This window comes from Kocuria sp. BT304 (assembly GCF_003290245.1).
GTDB lineage: Bacteria > Actinomycetota > Actinomycetes > Actinomycetales > Micrococcaceae > Kocuria > Kocuria rhizophila_A.
Genome location: NZ_CP030039.1, coordinates 1,845,666 through 1,863,323 on the forward strand (window position 1 = coordinate 1,845,666; position 17,658 = coordinate 1,863,323).

The following is a 17,658-nucleotide window of genomic DNA, read 5'->3' on the forward strand; positions in this document are numbered from 1 at the left end:
GTGGGCCTCCCGCAGGCTCGGTGCCTTCGCACACTGGTGGCCGCGTGTGGCGGTGTGCATGCTGGCCGGGGTGCTGTGCGCGCTCGTCACCGTGTTCGCGACCGGTGCACTGGAGCTCACCGCGCGCTTTGCCCTGGCCATCGGGGCGATCGTGATCGGCAACTGCATGAGCTCCACCACGCTCGCGGGCAGGAACTTCCTCGGCTCGGTCGAGGACCACTGGGACGAGGTGGAGGGGTGGCTCGCCCTCGGGGCGACGCCGCGGCGGGCCACGCTGGACCTCGCGCGGCGCGCGGTGCACGACGCCCTGGTGCCGGCCCTGGACCAGACGCGGACCACGGGCCTCGTGGTGCTGCCGGGCGCGTTCGTGGGCGCGATCTTCGGAGGCGTCTCGCCGCTCGAGGCCGGGCGCTTCCAGATCGTGGTGCTCGGGGCGATCCTCGCCGCCGGGGCCGTGAGCGCCGCTCTCGTCACCCTGTGGTCGGGCAGTGTGCCCACCCGGCCGCGGCGGCCCGTCTGAGGCGGCGCACCCCGGGTACGACAAAAGCGGCCCCGCCCGACGTTTCCGCCGGTCAGGACCGCTTTCTCGGTCGGGATGACAGGATTTGAACCTGCGACCCCTTGACCCCCAGTCAAGTGCGCTACCAAGCTGCGCCACATCCCGCGACCGTGCTCAGCCCTGGCGAACCAGCGCCGAACACTTGGGATACATTACCCCACCCGGTTCCGATTTTCACATCAGACGCTCCCGCGCACCGCGCCCGGCGCTCTGCGGCGCCCCGCACCACCGGAGAGTGCCCAGACCTGCCCGGGGTGACCGGCGCACGGCCACACGACGGGCCCGGTGCGCGCGGTGGGGCGAGCGTCTGACCGGCACCGCGGCGTCGTCGTTCCCCGCCACCGCTCCCCCGCAGCGCAACGGGCCGCTCCCGGGAAGAACCCGGAAGCGGCCCGTACGCGCGAGGCCGGGAACTCAGCGCTTGCGCTGGCGCTTCTCCCGCACGCGCATGGTGACCTCGAGTGGGGTGCCCTCGAAGCCGAAGGTTTCGCGGATGCGGCGCTGGATGAACCGGCGGTAGCCGGGGTCCAGGAAGCCCGTGGTGAACAGCACGAACTTGGGCGGCCGGGAGGCCACCTGCGTGCCGAACAGGATGCGGGGCTGCTTGCCGCCGCGCACGGGGTGCGGGTGGGCCGCGACGATCTCCCCCAGGAACGCGTTGAGGCGCCCGGTGGGGATGCGGCGGTCCCACGAGTCCAGGGCCGTGTGCAGCGCGGGGACCAGCTTGTCCTTGTGCCACCCGGTCTTCGCGGACATATTCACGCGCGGCGCCCAAGCGACGTGGGCGAGGTCCCGCTCGATCTCGCGCTCCAGGTAGAAGCGGCGCTCGTCGTCCAGGGTGTCCCACTTGTTGAACGCGAGCACCAGGGCGCGTCCCGAGTCCACGGCCATCTGCAGGATGCGGACGTCCTGCTCGGAGAGCACCTCGTCCACGGCCAGCAGCACCACGGCCACCTCGGCGCGCTCCAGTGCGGTCTGCGTGCGCAGGGACGCGTAGAAGTCCGCGCCCTGCTGCAGGTGCACGCGGCGGCGGATGCCGGCGGTGTCGATGAAGCGCCACGGCTCCCCGCCGAGCATCACGATCTCGTCCACCGGGTCCCGCGTGGTGCCCGCGGTGTCGTCCACGACCACACGGTCGGAGCCGGCAAGCTTGTTCAGCAGCGAGGACTTGCCCACGTTCGGGCGCCCGATCAGCGCCACGCGCCGCGGCCCGCCCTCGAGCTCGGCCTCGGCCACCTCGGAGAACTCGGGCAGCGCGTTGACGAGGGCGTCCAGCGCGTCGCCGGAGCCCTTGCCGTGCAGCGCGGACACCGGGAACGGCTCCCCCATGCCCAGGGACCACAGCGCGGTGGCCTCGATCTCCAGCTGCGGGGAGTCCGCCTTGTTGGCCACCACGATGATGGGCTTCTTGACGCGGCGCAGCATGTTCACCACGCCCTCGTCGGTCGCGGTCACGCCCACGGTCACGTCCAGCACGAGCAGCACGGCGTCCGCGTTCTGCACGGCCAGCTCGGCCTGGTCCGCCACGCGCTTGTTGATGCCCTTGGCGTCCTGCTCCCAGCCGCCGGTGTCCACCAGGGTGAAGTTCTTGCCGTTCCACTCCGCCTTGTAGGACACGCGGTCCCGGGTCACGCCCGGGGTGTCCTCCACCACGGCCTCGCGGCGGCCGATCACGCGGTTGACCAGCGTGGACTTGCCCACGTTCGGGCGGCCCACCACGGCGACCACGGGATCGGGGCGGCGGGCGTCGCGCTGCTCCTCGCCGTCGATCCAGTCCGCGAGCAGTGCGGCGTCCTCGTCGTCGAGTTCGTAGTCGGCCAGGCCCTCGCGCAGGGCCTGGGCGCGGGCCTCGGCCTCGGTGTCGTCGATCGCGGCCAGGCGCTCGGAGATGTCCTCGTTGCCCCCGCCCAGCACGGATTGTTCGTAGGAGTCCACCGTGGGCTCATCGGATGCGCTCATGGTTACCTCGCTTCCTCGGGGGCGTCGGCGCCCGTCTCGTCGGGGACCGCTGCGGTCCCCTCGTGTGTCGTGTCCGTGGCGCGGATGACCAGGTCGATCACGCCCTGCACGGTCTGTTCCATGGTCAGTTCGGAGGAGTCCAGCAGGTACACGCCGTCCTGCGCGTTCATGAAGTCCACCACGGTGGCGTCCTTCGCGTCACGGCCCACCACCTGCGCCTCCAGGTTCGACGACGCCGCCGCGCCCAGCTGCCGGCCGCGCCGCGCCATCCGGGCCGCCTCCGAGGCGGTGAGCAGGATCCGCACGTCCGCGTCCGGGGCCACCACCGTGGTGATGTCCCGACCCTCGGCCACGATGCGGAAGCCGCTGTCCCGGATGATGTCCTGCTGCATCCGCACCAGCACCTCGCGGGCAGGCACGATCGTGGAGACCCGGGACACGTTGTCCGTGACCAGGTCCCCGCGGATCGCGGAACGGACGTCCTCCCCGTTGACCAGGATGCGCTCCTCGTCCGGGTCCGTGCCCATCTCCAGCGGCACCGTCCCGGTGGCCGCCACCACGGCCTCGTGGTCGTCGAAGCTGACCCCCGAGTCCAGGCACCACCAGGTCACCGCGCGGTACATCGCGCCGGTGTCCAGGTAGGCGAGCCCGAAGCGGCGCGCCACCTCCTTGGACACCGAGGACTTCCCGGACCCCGAGGGCCCGTCGATCGCCACGACCAGTCGTGCGCTCACATCCCGTGCGTTCATCACTGCACCACCTTCCAGCCGCGTGTCTGCAGCTCCTCGACGAGGTCCGCGTGCCGGCTCGGGTCCACCGAGACGGTCACCAGGCCCACGGGCTGCCCGGGCGAGTGCTCCAGGCGCATGTCCTCCAGGTTGACCCCGATCTCCCCGATCTCCGTGAGCAGCCGGGCGATCGTGCCGGGGGTGTCGTCCACGGCCACCGTGAACGTGGCGAATGCCTTGGGCGCACCGCCGTGCTTGCCCGGGATCCGGGCCTGACCCGCGTTGCCCTCGGCCATCAGCTGGGCGATGTCCAGGCGCGCACCGTCCGCCCCGGGGTTCTCCAGGGTGGCGATCAGCCGCTCCACGTCCGCCCGGACCTCGTGCAGGGACTGCACCACCGGCCGCGCATTGGCGGAGAGGATCTGCACCCACAGCCCCGGGTCAGAGCCCGCGATCCGCGTGGTGTCACGCAGCCCCTGCCCCGCCAGGGACAGGTGGTGCAGCGGGGTGTCCTGCAGCCGGGAGGCCAGCAGCGAGGACATCACCTGGGGCAGGTGGGAGATCAGTGCCACGGTCTCGTCGTGCTCCGTGGGCTCCATCATGGTGATGGTGGCCCCGAGGTCCACGGCGAGGTTCTTCGCGGCGGCCACCGCGGCGGCACCGGTGGTCTCCACCGGGCAGATCACCCACGGCATGGACGTGAACAGCTCCCCGCGCGCGGCCACCGGCCCGGACTTCTCCCGCCCGGCCATGGGGTGGGTGCCTACGTAGCGGGCGAGATCCGCGCCCGCGGCACGGACCGCGTCGAGGATGGGGGCCTTGACCGAGGCGATGTCCAGCACCACCGCGTCCGGGTGCTCGGCGAGCGCCTGGACCACGAGCTCGGCCACCACGTCCGGCGGCGCCGCGACGACCACCAGCGCGAACGGGGGAAGCTGCTCCCCCGCGGCGCGCGCGGCCCGCTCGGAGCGACCGGCCCCGATGTCCTGGGCCACGGCCTCCGTGGTGGGTGAGGCGTCCCGGATGACCACCGGCACGCCCAGGTGGCGCAGCCCCAGCCCGATGCTCGCGCCGAGCAGGCCGGAGCCCACCACCAGCACGGGGCCGGTGCTCGTGGCGATCGCGGGTACCACGCTCACATCCCCACGGACGCGAGCAGGTTGCCCACCTCGGTGTGCGAGAGCTTGCGCACCGTGCCCTGCTTCTGGTCCCCGATCGCAATGGGGCCCACGTGGGTGCGCGCGAGCTTCTCCACCGGGTGGTCCACGGCATCGAACATGCGCCGCACGATCCGGTTGCGCCCGGAGTGCAGCACCACCTCGATGAGCACGTGGCCCGGGGTGGAGTCCACCAGACGGAAGTCGTCCACCTTGGCGATGCCGTCCTCCAGGCGGATGCCCTGCTTCATCTGGTTGCCGATGCCCTTCTCCACGGGACCGTGCACCTGCACCAGGTAGGTCTTGGGCACCTCGTAGGAGGGGTGCGTGAGCCGGTTGGTCAGCTCGCCGTCGTTGGTGAGCAGCAGCAGACCCTCGGTCTCCACGTCCAGGCGGCCCACGTGGAACACGCGCTGGTGCTTGCGGGGGTCCAGGAAGTCGCTCACGCAGCGGCGCCCGTCCGGGTCCTCCATGGTGGAGACCACGCCGGCCGGCTTGTTGAACGCGTAGTACACGAGCTTCTCGTCCGTCTGGATGCGCATGCCGTCCACGTGGACGGCCTGCAGCGCGGGGTCCACGCGGACACCGAGCTCCGTGACGATCTCCCCGTCCACGCTCACGCGCCCGTCCTGGATCATCTCCTCGCACACGCGGCGGCTGGCCACACCGGCCTGCGCCATGAGCTTCTGCAGCCGCACGCCGTTCTCGTCGTGGACCTCCAGGCGGTCCACGGGCGGGTTCTTCGGACGACGACGACGGTGTGGGCCGTGCTCCTTGATCGCCGAGGCGCGGCGCTCGTACTTGTCCACGCCCGCGAACGCGCGGGGCTTCTGCGGACCCTTCTGGGCGGCACCGGCCTTGGGCCTGCCCGGCCCCTTGCCCGCGGGGCCCTTGCCGCGAGCGGCGCCCGGGCCCTTCGCAGCTGAACCCTTGGAGTAGCCGCGGCCCCCGGCGGCGCCGCCGGAGCCCTTCGAACCGGGGCCGGAGCGGAAGCCGCCCTTGGGGCCCGCCTTGGAGCCCTTGCCCCGGCCCTGGGGTCCGCGGGCGCCTCCGCCGCGGGATGCGTTGCCGTGTGGTGAAGCCATGCGTCGATCAGTCCTCAATGTCGTCGAGTTGGTCGGTTCCGGGCAGCAGGGGTGCGATGTCCGGGAGCTCGTCCAGCGAGCCGAGACCGAGTTTCTCCAGGAAGAGCGGGGTGGTGGAGTAGAGCACGGAGCCCGAGGACTCCTCGCGCTCGTGGGCCGAGAGCAGTCCGCGCTGCACCAGGGTGCGCACCACGCCGTCCACGTTGACCCCGCGGATCGCGGAGACCCGGGAGCGGGAGACCGGCTGCAGGTAGGCCACCACGGCCAGCGTCTCCAGGGCGGCCTGCGAGAGCCGCGAGCTGCTGCCCTCCACCACGAAGTCCGTGACCAGCTGGGCGTGGTCGCTGCGCGAGTAGATCCGCCAGCCGCCAGCCACCTCGCGCAGCTCGAAGCCGCGCACGCGGGTCGCCCGGGGGCGGGCGTCGTCGGGCTGGCCGTCCGAGGCCGACCGTTCATCATATCCGTAAGGAGCGCCCTCCGGGGCGGGTGCGGGGGTGTTTCCGGTCACGCCGTCGTAGTCGGCCTTGAGGTGTTCCAGGGCGCTGCGCACCCGGTGCACGGGCTCGCCCGTCACGCGCGCGAACTCCTCCGGGCTCACGGGAGCCGCCGCGACCATGAGCACGGCCTCGAGCGCGGAGAGAAGCTGGTTGCGGGACATGCCGTCGGGAGACGGCTCGGCCATCGTGGACACCGCATGCACTGACGTCAGTGTGCCCGCTGGTTCCGGGGCTTGAGGGCTGGTGGGTGGCCCTGCGGGGTGCGCGTCCGCCGCCGGGGCCGTGGGGGGTGTCTGCTCCGCCACGCGGTCATCATCTCCTTCGGTACGGTTCACACCGATCCTGTCCGGGAGTCATTCTCCCAGGTTTTCGCCGTCCTCGCTCGCTGCGGTCTCCGGCTCGGCGCCGGTGTACTCGCTGCTGAGCGAGTCCGCAGACCACTGCCGGGGCCCGTCCCAGCGCACGAGCAGCGTGCCCAGCACCTCCTCCTGGTGCAGCCGCACCACCCGGTCCCGGTACATCTCCAGCAGCGCGAGGAAGCGCACCACGACCACCAGCGTGGACTCCGCGTCCGCGATCAGCTCCCGGAACGCGTGGTCCGCACCGTCCTGCAGGATGCCCGCGAGCACCTCCGCCTCGTCCGCCACGCGCACCTGGGCGCCGTGCAGGTGGGCAACGTCCACCTCCTGCGGTACGTGGCGCTCCGGGTCCAGCGCCGTCACCGCGAGGTGCGCGAGCTGGTCGGGGGTCAGCGTCCACGTGAGCGGGGGCAGGGCCGTGGTGATGGCCGGGTCCAGGTCCACCTGACGGGCGATCCGCACGGACTCGGCGGCGAAGCGGACGTTGAGCTGGCCCGCCACCTCCTTGAACGCCTTGTACTGCAGCAGCCGGGCGAACAGCAGGTCCCGGGCCTCGAGCAGCTCCACGTCGTACTCGTCCTCGACCTCCCCGCGCGGCAGCAGCCGGGCGGCCTTGAGGTCCAGCAGGGTGGCCGCGACCACCAGGAACTCGCTGGCCTCGTCCAGCGCCTTGGGCGAGGCGTCCTCCTGCAGCGCGCGCACGTACTGGATGAACTCGTCCGTGACCACGGAGAGCGAGACCTGGGTGATGTCCAGCTCGTGCTTCGCGATCAGCGACAGCAGCACGTCGAACGGGCCCTGGAAGTTCTCCAGCGCCACGGTGAAGCCGCCCTCGGACCCCGTCGGCGCCTCGGCAGGGACGACGACGCCGCCGCTCACGCGCCCGGGCGGCGTCGTCGTGCGTTGATCACGGCGCGCCGCCGCGCGAGATGAGCTCGCGGGCGAGCTGGCGGTAGGACTCCGCCCCGGGGTGGTTGGTGGCGAACGCGAGGATGGGCTCGGCGGCCACGGTGGCGTCCGGGAACTTCACGGTGCGCTTGATGACGGTGTCGAAGACCTTGTCCCCGAACGCGTCCACGATCCGGGCGATGACCTCGCGGGAGTGCAGGGTGCGGGAGTCGAACATGGTGGCCAGCACGCCGTCGATCTGCAGCTTGGGGTTGATGCGGTCCTGCACCTTGGAGATGGAGTCCACCAGCAGGGCGACCGCACGCAGGGCGAAGAACTCGCAAATCAGCGGGATGATCACGCCGTGCGAGGCGGTGAGGGCGTTGACGGTGAGCAGGCCCAGGGAGGGCTGGCAGTCGATGAGGATCACGTCGTAGTGGTCCTCGACCTTGCGCAGCGCGGAGGCGAGCACCTGCTCGCGCGCCACCTCGTTGACCAGCTGCACCTCGGCGGCGGAGAGGTCGATGTTGGCGGGCAGCAGGTCCACGTTCTCCACGTGGGTCTGCTGCACCACGTCCCACACGTCCACGGAGCGGTCCATCATCACGTTGTAGACCGTGAGGTCCAGCTCGTGGGGGTTGGAGCCGAAGCCCGCGGACAGCGCGCCCTGGGGGTCGAAGTCCACCAGCAGCACCTTGCGGCCCAGCTCCGCGAGCGCGGCGCCCAGGTTGATGGTGGAGGTGGTCTTGCCCACCCCGCCCTTCTGGTTGACCATCGCGATGATGCGCGCGGGGCCGTGCGTGGAGAGCTCAGGCGGGTCCGGGAAGGTCCGCACGGGGCGGCCGGTGGGGCCCACGGCGTCCGACACCGCGGCCTGGGTCTGCTGGGGCCTCTCATCACTGGCGTTGCTCACGGGCGACGGCCTTCCTTCCTGGGCGGGGAACACGGGTCTCACCGGCCTACCCTACCGCCCACGTGCGGCGCGACCACCACGTGCGCGGCGGCGTGCACCGCGCTTGAATGACGCACGGCACCCGTCGTGGGAGGACGGGTGCCGTGCGTGAGGTGTGCGGGACGACCGCGTGAACTACCGCTCGGTGCGCGGCCGGTCGTCGCCGGGACGCTCCCCGGGGCCCGCGGTGCGCCCGGTCGGGCCGTGCGGCGCGGACGATCCGGCCCGAGCGGCGTCGTCGGGGGCACCGGCGGCCTGCTGGGCGGGCGCCTGGGCGGCGTGCGCGTCCACGGCCAGCTTGGACTCGTCGAAGGGCTCGTCGCCCGAGAGCACGCGCTTCATGCGCGCCTTGTCCACTTCCCTGACCCACGTGCCGAGCACGATGGTGGCCACCGCGTTGCCCGAGAAGTTGGTGAGGGCGCGCGCCTCGGACATGAACCGGTCGATGCCCACGATGAGGTCCACGCCGTCCAGCAGGTCCGGGCGGTGGGACTGCAGCCCGGCCGCGAGCGTGGCGATGCCCGCTCCCGTGACGCCCGCGGCCCCCTTGGAGGCGATGATCATGAACAGCAGCAGCGCGATCTGCTCACCGAGCTGCAGGGGCTTGCCCATCGCGTCGGCCACGAACAGGGCGCCCATGGTCAGGTAGATGGCGGTGCCGTCCAGGTTGAACGAGTACCCCGTGGGCACCACGATGCCCACCACGGGCTGGGACACGCCCAGGTGCTCCATCTTGGCGATCAGCCGCGGCAGCGCGGCCTCCGAGGAGGACGTGGAGAAGATCAGCAGGTACTCGCGGGCGAGGTACTTCATGAGCGAGAAGATGTTGACCCCGGACACGAGCTTGAGGATGAGCCCCAGCACGAACACCACGAACAGGATGCACGTGATGTAGAACGCCACCATGAGCCCCAGCAGCGAGAACACGGCCTTCATGCCGGTCGCGCCAACCACGGCGGCGATCGCCCCGAAGGCGCCGATGGGTGCGAGCCACATGATCATGGCCAGCAGCTTGAACACGACGGCCTGGAGGTAGCCCACGGCCTTGAGCACGGGTTGGCCCGCCGAGCCCATGGACTGCAGCGCGAAGCCCACCAGCAGCGCCACCAGCAGGGTCTGCAGGATCTGACCCGAGGTCAGGGCGGAGAACAGGGTGGTGGGGATGATCCCCAGGATGAAGCCGGCGGTGCCCCCGCCGTGACTCTCCTGCGGGCCACCGCTCAGGGCGGAGGGGTCGAAGTGGGCGTTGGCCAGGTCCAGCCCGGCGCCGGGCTGGACAATGTTGCCCACCACCAGGCCGATGCCCAGGGCGAACGTGGACATCACGATGAAGTACAGGAGGGCGAGACCGCCCACCTTGCCCACCGTGGCGGCCTTCGCCACCGAGCCCACACCCAGCACGATGGTGCAGAAGATGACCGGGGAGATGATCATCTTGATCAGCGCCACGAATCCGGTGCCGAGCGGTTTCAGTGTCACCCCCACGGACGGGAACAGCAGCCCGACCACCACGCCGAGCACCACCGCGGCGATCACCGCGATGTAGAGCCAGTGGGTGCGGTCCCGCTTCCGTGCGGCGGGTTTCGAGGTGCTGGGGCCACCCGGCGTCGGCTCTGACGCGAGGTCGTGGGTCATGGAGTGCTCCTGGGGTCTCGGGAAGGAACGGACAGACGGAATCCACCCCGGGCGCTTGCCGGGGTGGATTCCTCACATTGTGCGCCCTCGACGGACGCCGCGAGCGCCGCACACGCCGAGCCGGGGCGGACGACGGGGCCGTGCGCGGGGGCTGGGCGGTGCGGGACCGTCAGCGCTTGGGCGCGAGCACCGCGTGCAGGGCCTCCAGCACAGAGTGGTCCTCGATGGTGGAGGGCACCGTGTACTGCTCGCCGTCGGCCATCTGGCGCATGGTCTTGCGCAGGATCTTGCCCGAGCGCGTCTTGGGCAGGGCGTCCACCACGGCCACGTCCTTGAAGTCCGCCACCGGGCCGATCTGCGAGCGCACCATGGTCACGAGGTCCTCGGCCAGCTGCTCCTGGGTGATCTCCGCACCGGTCTTGAGCACCACGTACCCGGAGGGCCGCTGCCCCTTGAGGGGGTCGTTGACGCCGATCACCGCGCACTCGGCCACGTCGGGGTGGGTGGCGACGATCTGCTCCATCTGCCCCGTGGACAGCCGGTGCCCGGAGACGTTGATGACGTCGTCGGTGCGGCCCATCACGAACACGTAGCCGTTCTCGTCGATGTACCCGGAGTCCCCCGTGGCGTAGTAGCCCGGGAACGCGGAGAGGTAGGAGGAGACGAAGCGCTCGTCTTTGCCCCACAGGGTGCTGAGCGTGCCGGGAGGCAGGGGCAGGCGCACCGCGATGTTGCCCTCCTCGCCCGGACCCAGCGGCTCCCCCAGCGGGTCGAGGATCTCCACGTGGAAACCGGGCACGGGCACCGTGGGGGACCCCGCCACGATGGGCAGCTTCTCGATCCCGAACGGGTTGGCGCAGATGGCCCAGCCGGTCTCGGTCTGCCACCAGTGGTCCACCACGGGTACATCCAGCACCGTGGAGGCCCACGTGTAGGTCTCGGGGTCCAGCCGCTCCCCCGCCACGAACAGTGCCTGCAGGGAGGAGATGTCGTGCTGCTTCACGAAGTCCCCCTCGGGATCCGCCTTGCGGATCGCCCGCAGTGCGGTGGGAGCCGTGAACAGCACCTTGACCCCGTGCTCCTCGACGCGCTGCCAGAACGCACCGGCGTCCGGGGTGCCCACGGGCTTGCCCTCGTAGACCACCGTGGTGGCGCCCGCCAGCAGGGGCGCGTAGACGATGTAGGAGTGGCCCACCACCCAGCCGACGTCCGAGGCGGTCCACATCACGTCCCCGGCGGAGACGTCGTAGATGTTGACCATGGACCAGCTCAGGGCCACCGCGTGGCCGCCGTTGTCGCGGACCACGCCCTTGGGCTTGCCCGTGGTTCCGGACGTGTAGAGGATGTACAGCGGATCGGTGGCCGCCACGGTCACCGGCTCGGCCGGCGCCACGCCGTCCTGCGCCTCGCTCCACGACAGCCACGCCGGCCCGCCCGCTTCCTGCGAGCGCTCCCGGGCCTCGGCCACCGTGGTGGTGAAGCCGTCCCGCTCGTGGACCAGCACCGCCGACGGCGCGTGCTCACTGATCTGCAGGGCCTCTTCGATCGCGGGCAGGTACTCGATGCGCCGCTTGGGCTCCACCCCGCCGGAGGCCGTCACGATGGCCACGGGTCGGGAGTCGTCGATGCGGCTGGCCAGCTCGCGGGGCGCGAACCCTCCGAAGACCACGGAGTGCACAGCGCCCAACCGGGCGCACGCCAGCATGGCAATGACCGACTCGGCGATCATGGGCATGTAGAGCAGCACGCGGTCACCCTTGGTGACGCCCTGCGCTGCGAGCGCGCCGGCGAAGAGGGCGACCTTCTCCTGCAACTGCGCGTACGTGATGTGCTCCTGGACCCCGAGCACGGCGGAGTCGTAGATCAGGGCCGTGCGGTCCCCGTGGCCCGCGGCCACGTGGCGGTCCACGGCGTTGACGCACGTGTTCAGCTCGCCGTCCGGGAACCAGCGGTAGAGGGGTGCGGCGGAGTCGTCCAGGGCACGGGTGGGCGGGGTCACCCACTGCACGGCGTCGGCGGCGTCCAACCAGAAGCGCTCGGGGTCCTCCACGCTCGCGCGGTAGACGGATTCGTACGTGGGCTGCGGCATGACGTCCTCCGAAAGTGGTGCTGGGGCGGGCTCGGGCGTACCGTCACTCTAGTGTCGCGAGTCACACGCGGCAAGGGTTTTGTATACACAAGGCATCCCGATTCCGGGATGCAGCCCAAAACAGTTGGCCTCAACCTGCCGGGTGTATACACTGAAGGAGTTCTACACGTCAGGAGGAGCCATGCGAGCTGGTGAGCGCGCCTACCGCGAGCTGCGCGCGGACATCGTGTCCTGGCGTCTGGTCCCCGGCCAGGTGCTCGGGGAGGTGGACCTCTCCGAGCGGCTCGGAATCTCGCGCACCCCGGTGCGCGAGGCCCTGTCCCGGCTCACCGCGGACGGGCTGACCGAACCGCACAACGGCCGCGGCGTCGTCGTCAGCGCGATCTCCTCAGAGGACGTCCGCGCGCTGTACGAGCTGCGGGACACCCTGGACTGCCGGGCCGCCGAGCTGGCGGCCGTGCGCGGGGACGCGCAGACGTTCCGCGAGCTCGCGGAGCAGCTCTCCCACGCCGCGGAGACGCTCTCCGACGATCCCGACCACGCCGCGTACTACGCCCTCGTGGACCGGATGGACGCGGAGATCGACGCCGCCGCGGGCAACCCCTACCTGCAGCAGGCGCTGTCGAACGTGCGGCTGCACCTCGCCCGCGTGCGTAGGCTCTCCACGTCCAACCCGCGGCGCCTGGCCGTGGCCGCCGCGGAGCACGAGGCGATCGCCCGCGCGATCGCCGAGGGCGAGCCCGCCCTGGCCGTGGCCACCACCCGGGTGCACCTGAAGAACGCGCTCGGCAACGCCCTGCGCACCCCCGCACTCGCCCCGGCACCGCCGGTGGCCTCCTGACCCGCCGCCCCGCGCGGCCCGCACACCATCCCACGACCCGTCAGCGAAAGGAACGCCCGTGACCGTCACACACACCGTGCGCACGTACTCGTCCAAGGAGGAGCTGCCCCGTGAGGAGCAGCTCGCCCACAAGCTCGCCTCCGTGGCCACCGATCCCGTGGCCGTGGAGCCCGAGGTGGTGGACATGGTGGTCAACCGGATCATCGACAACGCCTCCGTCGCCATCGCGTCCCTGAACCGCGGGCCGATCGTCTCCGCCCGCTCCCAGGCGCTGTGCCACAAGGTGGCACCCGGGGCCGGCTTCTCCGGCCAGGGCTCCCTGCTCTACGGCGCCCCGGAGGACGACGCCGCCGTGTCCCCCGAGTGGGCCGCGTGGGCCAACGGGGTGGCCGTGCGCGAGCTGGACTACCACGACACCTTCCTCTCCGCCGAGTACTCCCACCCCGGTGACAACATCCCGCCGATCCTGGCCGTGGCCCAGCACGTGGGCAGCACCGGCGAGGACCTGATTCGGGGCATCGCCACCGGCTACGAGGTCCAGGTGGACCTCGTGAAGGGCATCTGCCTCCACGAGCACAAGATCGACCACATCGCGCACATCGGTCCGTCCGCCTCCGCGGGCATCGGGACCCTGCTGGGTCTGGACACCGAGACGATCTTCCAGGCCATCGGCCAGGCGCTGCACACCACCACGCAGACCCGCCAGTCCCGCAAGGGCGAGATCTCCACGTGGAAGGCCCACGCCCCCGCGTTCGCCGGGAAGATGGCCGTGGAGGCCGTGGACCGTGCGATGCGCGGACAGACCTCCCCCACCCCCATCTACGAGGGCGAGGACGGCGTGATCGCGTGGCTGCTGTCCGGTCCGAAGGCCAGCTACGAGGTGCCCCTGCCCGCCCCGGGCGAGGCCAAGCGCGCCATCCTGGACACCTACACCAAGGAGCACTCCGCGGAGTACCAGGCGCAGGCGTGGATCGACCTCGCCCGCAAGCTGCACCGCGAGCACCCCGAGGTCACGGACCCCGCCAACGTGGAGTCGGTGCTCATCAAGACCTCCCACCACACCCACTACGTGATCGGCTCCGGGGCCAACGACCCCCAGAAGTACGATCCCACCGCCTCGCGCGAGACCCTGGACCACTCGATCCCCTACATCTTCACGGTCGCCCTGCAGGACGGCGCATGGCACCACGTGGACTCCTACGCGCCGGAGCGCGCCGGCCGCCCGGACACCGTGGAGCTGTGGCACAAGGTCACCACGGAGGAGGATCCCGAGTGGACCCGCCGCTACCACTCCCTGGACATCTCCGAAAAGGCGTTCGGCGGCTCCGTGGTGATCACCATGAAGGACGGCACCGTGATCACAGACGAGATCGCCGTCGCGGACGCCCACCCACTCGGGGCCCGGCCGTTCGCCCGCGAGCAGTACATCACCAAGTTCCGCACCCTGGCCGAGGGCCTGGTGGCTCCCGAGGAGATCGAGCGCTTCCTGGACGCCGTCCAGCGCCTGCCCGAGCTCAAGGCCGGGGAGCTCGGCCAGCTCAACATCGCCGCGGCCGTGGGCCTGGAGAAGTCGCCGAAGGGAATCTTCTGATCATGCTGTACACCACCGTGACCCCCGCCCAGAAGCGCGAGCGCTTCCGCGAGCTGCTGGCCGCGCCGGAGATCGCCCAGTTCCCGGGCGCGTTCACCCCGCTGTCCACCAAGCTCATCCAGGAGCAGGGCTTCGAGGGCGTCTACATCTCCGGCGGCGTGCTGGCCAACGAGCTCGGGCTGCCGGACATCGGGCTGACCACGCTCACCGAGGTGGCCACCCGCGCCGGGCAGATCGCCCGCAGCACCGACCTGCCGTGCCTCGTGGACGCCGACACCGGCTTCGGTGAGCCCATGAACGTGGCGCGCACCGTGCAGGAGCTCGAGGACGCCGGGCTGGCCGGTTGCCACATCGAGGACCAGTTCAACCCCAAGCGCTGCGGCCACCTGGACGGCAAGAACGTGGTGGACACCGCCACCGCCGTCAAGCGCATCCGCGCCGCCGTGGAGGCCCGGCGGGACCCGAACTTCGTGGTGATGGCCCGCACCGACATCCGCGGCGTGGACGGGTTCGACGCCGCCGTGGAGCGCGCCCGTGCCCTGGCGGACGCCGGCGCGGACGTCATCTTCCCCGAGGCCATGGCGGAGCTCTCCGAGTTCGAGCGCATGGCCGAGGCCCTGGACGTCCCGATCCTCGCCAACATGACCGAGTTCGGGAAGTCCGAGCTGTTCACCCGGCAGCAGCTGCAGGACGCGGGGGTGTCCATGATCATCTACCCCGTGTCCCTGGAGCGCCAGGCCATGGGCGCCATCGAGCGGCTGCTCACCACCATCCGTGAGGACGGCACACAGCAGACCCAGGTGGAGAACATGCTCACCCGCAAGCGACTCTACGAGCTGGTGGACTACACGTCCTACAACCAGTTCGACTCCGGGGTCTTCAACTTCGAGGTGCCGGGCACCCCGAACAGCTGACCCAATGTTCCCACCCCGCCGCATGTGGTGAGGTGGGAACACCCGTTCGTTCCCAGTCCACAGCTGTCGAAGGAGATCAACCGTGGCAGACACCGAAATCCGCAAGGGACTCGCCGGAGTGGTGGCCGACACCACCGCCGTGTCCAAGGTCAACGCCGAGACCAACTCCCTGCTCTACCGGGGCTACCCGGTGCAGGAGCTCGCCGAGAAGTGCTCCGCCGAGGAAGTGGCGCTGCTGCTGTGGACGGGTGAGCTGCCCTCCGAGGAGGAGCTCGAGGCCTTCCGCACCCTCGAGCGCGAGAACCGGGCGCTGACGCCCGAGCTCAAGCGCGTGATCGACGAGCTGCCCACCACGTGCCACCCCATGGACGTGTGCCGCACCGCGGCGTCCGTGATCGGCGCGCAGCACCCCCTCGCGGAGGACAACTCCCCCGAGGCCGAGCTGCGCAAGGCCCAGGAGCTCTTCGCCGTGATGCCGGCCGTGGTCTGCTACGACCAGCGCCGCCGCCACGGCCAGGAGCTCGTAGAGCCCCGCGAGGACCTCGACTACGCCCAGAACTTCCTGTGGATGGCGTTCGGCGAGGAGGCCGCCCCCGAGGTGGTCGACGCGTTCCGCGTGTCGATCATCCTGTACGCGGAGCACTCCTTCAACGCCTCCACGTTCACGGCCCGCGTGATCACCTCCACCCTCTCGGACCTGCACTCCGCGGTCACCGGTGCCATCGGCGCCCTCAAGGGTCCGCTGCACGGCGGCGCCAACGAGGCCGTGATGCACACCTTCGAGGAGCTCGGGATCCGCAAGGAGGAGACCGCCGAGGAGGCCGAGAAGCGCGCCAAGGAGTGGATGGACCGGGCGCTCGCGGAGAAGAAGAAGGTCATGGGCTTCGGCCACCGCGTGTACAAGCACGGCGACTCCCGAGTGCCCACCATGCAGGAGGCGCTGTTCCGCATGCTGGACCACTACGACCGCCAGGAGATCCTGGGGCTGTACAACGGGCTGGCCAAGTCCATGGACGAGGCCAAGTCCATCAAGCCCAACCTGGACTACCCCGCCGGGCCCACGTACTGGCTCATGGGCTTCGACATCCCCACGTTCACGCCCATCTTCGTGTGCGCCCGCATCACCGGCTGGACCGCGCACATCATGGAGCAGCGCGCGAACAACTCCCTGATCCGCCCGCTCTCGGACTACAGCGGTCCGGACGAGCGTCACCTGTCCTGAGCTTGGGACACCACGACGGCCCGCCGCCCCTTCACACGTGAGAGGTGGCGGGCCGTCGTCAGTACTTTGGGGCCCGCGGCAGACCCATGTAGGACTCCACCGTCGCGGACCCGCTGTTCTTCAAACTCGTGGCCGTGGCGGTGCCCACGTAGCGCAGGTGCCACGGTTCGTAGGCGTACCCGGTGGTTGCGGTGTGCCCGTTGGGGTAGCGCACCACGAACCCGTAGGTGTGCCCGTTCGCGGCGATCCACTTCCCCTGTGGGGTGTTGCCGAAGCACGGGAGCAGACCGCAGGTGGCCCCGGGGGCGCCCACGTCGATCGCGAGGCCGGTCTGATGTTCGGAGTGACCGGCCCGCGCGGAAATGGTGTCGGCGGTGGCCTGTCCGTACAGGGCCGTGTACTCGCGGTAGAGGCGCGCTTGGGTGCCGTGGTCGCGGTACCCGCTCACCGGGACCAGCGTGACCCCCTGTGTGGCCGCGGCACGGCTCATGCGCTGGTAGGCCGCTGCGGCGTCGTCCCGTAGCAGGACTCCCCCGCCCACCGAACGTAACGGAGCCGGGGCGTAGGTGAGCGGGGACAGCGGGCGTTTCTTGTTCACGACCACGGACACGCTGCGGGCATCGTCGATACCCCGGTACACCCGCGCTCCTCCCTGGGCGGTCCAGGTGATGCGGCCTCGCTGATAGCGGACCTCGCACGTGCCACCCGTGCAGGTCTCACGCGTCACGGGGTACCCCAGGGCCCCGTGCTCGGAGCCCTCCGCGCGCCACTTCGCCAGGATCCCGCCGCGCTGGGCCCGCGCACCGGTCGTGGACGTCCAGTGGATCGTGCCCTTCTGGTACTGCCGATAGCAGCCGCGGTCCCGCAGGCCACAACGTTCGGCGGACGTGGGCTTGCCCAACCATGCGCCGGGATTCGGCAGGGCGCGGTACTCGTTGTCGATCCCCGCCCCGGCGTGGGCCGGTACCATGCCGCCCACGAGCAGCAGCGCGGCCAACAGGGCGGTGAGCAGGGCCGGGCGACGCATGACGGTTCGCATGAGGCCACGATAGGTGCTGCGCGTGACGCGCGGTAGGCCTATGGGCGAACAGCCGACGACGCCGCTCCCCACCCCTCGCGGGCCCGGCGCCCACGCACGGGAGGTCCCGGGCTCCGGGCGGTGCAGCGGGCGACGTCGCCGGC

General features: G+C 70.9%; 15 protein-coding genes and 1 tRNA gene. 5 read left to right on the forward strand and 11 right to left on the reverse strand.

All coding sequences use genetic code 11. The features are described 5' to 3' along the window. The first annotated feature begins 46 nt into the window (after positions 1–46). Positions 47–520, forward strand: a complete 474-nt coding sequence (locus DNL27_RS12630) for an ABC transporter permease (protein WP_370447097.1) — start codon at positions 47–49, stop codon at positions 518–520. A gap of 70 nt (positions 521–590) precedes the next feature. Here DNL27_RS12630 and DNL27_RS08180 read toward each other — a convergent pair. From DNL27_RS08180 to DNL27_RS08225, 10 genes are all read right to left on the reverse strand, one after another. Beyond that, positions 591–664 (reverse strand) — tRNA-Pro (locus tag DNL27_RS08180). A 309-nt stretch (positions 665–973) separates the two neighbouring features. Beyond that, a complete protein-coding gene (gene der / locus DNL27_RS08185) occupies positions 974–2,518 on the reverse strand; it encodes a ribosome biogenesis GTPase Der (protein ID WP_112235240.1) in 1,545 nt (514 codons plus the stop codon). A 2-nt stretch (positions 2,519–2,520) separates the two neighbouring features. Further along, the gene (gene cmk / locus DNL27_RS08190; RefSeq protein WP_112235241.1) at positions 2,521–3,267 is read right to left on the reverse strand and encodes a (d)CMP kinase; all 747 of its coding nucleotides are present in this window, start codon (positions 3,265–3,267) and stop codon (positions 2,521–2,523) included. Then, positions 3,267–4,385, reverse strand: coding sequence for a prephenate dehydrogenase (locus DNL27_RS08195; protein WP_012398590.1), 1,119 nt, complete (start codon positions 4,383–4,385; stop codon positions 3,267–3,269). Before DNL27_RS08195 ends, cmk begins: the two co-directional genes overlap by 1 nt. Beyond that, the gene (locus tag DNL27_RS08200) at positions 4,382–5,488 is read right to left on the reverse strand and encodes a pseudouridine synthase (protein ID WP_012398591.1); all 1,107 of its coding nucleotides are present in this window, start codon (positions 5,486–5,488) and stop codon (positions 4,382–4,384) included. The genes DNL27_RS08195 and DNL27_RS08200 overlap by 4 nt, the downstream gene beginning before the upstream one ends. A 7-nt stretch (positions 5,489–5,495) precedes the next feature. After that, positions 5,496–6,170, reverse strand: coding sequence for an SMC-Scp complex subunit ScpB (locus DNL27_RS08205; RefSeq protein WP_239494297.1), 675 nt, complete (start codon positions 6,168–6,170; stop codon positions 5,496–5,498). Positions 6,171–6,338: 168 nt separating this feature from the next. Then, on the reverse strand, positions 6,339–7,223 hold the full coding sequence (locus DNL27_RS08210) for a ScpA family protein (protein WP_112235243.1): 885 nt from the start codon (positions 7,221–7,223) through the stop codon (positions 6,339–6,341). A 28-nt stretch (positions 7,224–7,251) separates the two neighbouring features. Further along, entirely contained in the window at positions 7,252–8,145 is an 894-nt protein-coding gene (locus tag DNL27_RS08215) for a ParA family protein (RefSeq protein ID WP_112235244.1), read from the reverse strand. Positions 8,146–8,319: 174 nt separating this feature from the next. Next, the gene (locus DNL27_RS08220) at positions 8,320–9,819 is read right to left on the reverse strand and encodes a cation:dicarboxylate symporter family transporter (protein ID WP_112235245.1); all 1,500 of its coding nucleotides are present in this window, start codon (positions 9,817–9,819) and stop codon (positions 8,320–8,322) included. Positions 9,820–9,988: 169 nt separating this feature from the next. Continuing rightward, entirely contained in the window at positions 9,989–11,908 is a 1,920-nt protein-coding gene (locus tag DNL27_RS08225) for a propionyl-CoA synthetase (protein WP_112235246.1), read from the reverse strand. A 181-nt stretch (positions 11,909–12,089) separates the two neighbouring features. Between DNL27_RS08225 and DNL27_RS08230 the strand changes: the two genes are divergently transcribed. The 4 genes from DNL27_RS08230 to DNL27_RS08245 all read left to right on the forward strand — a co-directional run bounded on the left by DNL27_RS08230 (position 12,090) and on the right by DNL27_RS08245 (position 16,476). Beyond that, positions 12,090–12,749, forward strand: a complete 660-nt coding sequence (locus DNL27_RS08230) for a GntR family transcriptional regulator (RefSeq protein ID WP_012398597.1) — start codon at positions 12,090–12,092, stop codon at positions 12,747–12,749. Positions 12,750–12,807: 58 nt separating this feature from the next. Then, the gene (locus DNL27_RS08235) at positions 12,808–14,340 is read left to right on the forward strand and encodes an MmgE/PrpD family protein (protein WP_012398598.1); all 1,533 of its coding nucleotides are present in this window, start codon (positions 12,808–12,810) and stop codon (positions 14,338–14,340) included. Positions 14,341–14,342: 2 nt separating this feature from the next. Beyond that, on the forward strand, positions 14,343–15,254 hold the full coding sequence (prpB, locus tag DNL27_RS08240; protein ID WP_112235247.1) for a methylisocitrate lyase: 912 nt from the start codon (positions 14,343–14,345) through the stop codon (positions 15,252–15,254). Positions 15,255–15,336: 82 nt separating this feature from the next. Further along, the gene (locus tag DNL27_RS08245) at positions 15,337–16,476 is read left to right on the forward strand and encodes a bifunctional 2-methylcitrate synthase/citrate synthase (RefSeq protein ID WP_012398600.1); all 1,140 of its coding nucleotides are present in this window, start codon (positions 15,337–15,339) and stop codon (positions 16,474–16,476) included. A gap of 58 nt (positions 16,477–16,534) precedes the next feature. On the opposite strand, the gene DNL27_RS08250 is transcribed toward DNL27_RS08245, so the two are convergent. Beyond that, on the reverse strand, positions 16,535–17,515 hold the full coding sequence (locus tag DNL27_RS08250; protein ID WP_012398601.1) for a D-alanyl-D-alanine carboxypeptidase family protein: 981 nt from the start codon (positions 17,513–17,515) through the stop codon (positions 16,535–16,537). Positions 17,516–17,658: the final 143 nt, after the last annotated feature.

Excerpts from the sequence above, each read along its gene's own strand:
- der (WP_112235240.1), bottom strand. The coding sequence starts at position 2,518 with ATGAGCGCATCCGATGAGCCCACGGTGGACTCCTACGAACAATCCGTG.
- cmk (WP_112235241.1), bottom strand. The coding sequence starts at position 3,267 with ATGAACGCACGGGATGTGAGCGCACGACTGGTCGTGGCGATCGACGGG.
- DNL27_RS08200 (WP_012398591.1), bottom strand. The coding sequence starts at position 5,488 with ATGGCTTCACCACACGGCAACGCATCCCGCGGCGGAGGCGCCCGCGGA.
- DNL27_RS08205 (WP_239494297.1), bottom strand. The coding sequence starts at position 6,170 with ATGGCCGAGCCGTCTCCCGACGGCATGTCCCGCAACCAGCTTCTCTCC.
- DNL27_RS08220 (WP_112235245.1), bottom strand. The coding sequence starts at position 9,819 with ATGACCCACGACCTCGCGTCAGAGCCGACGCCGGGTGGCCCCAGCACC.
- DNL27_RS08225 (WP_112235246.1), bottom strand. The coding sequence starts at position 11,908 with ATGCCGCAGCCCACGTACGAATCCGTCTACCGCGCGAGCGTGGAGGAC.
- DNL27_RS08230 (WP_012398597.1), top strand. The coding sequence starts at position 12,090 with ATGCGAGCTGGTGAGCGCGCCTACCGCGAGCTGCGCGCGGACATCGTG.
- prpB (WP_112235247.1), top strand. The coding sequence starts at position 14,343 with ATGCTGTACACCACCGTGACCCCCGCCCAGAAGCGCGAGCGCTTCCGC.
- DNL27_RS08250 (WP_012398601.1), bottom strand. The coding sequence starts at position 17,515 with ATGCGAACCGTCATGCGTCGCCCGGCCCTGCTCACCGCCCTGTTGGCC.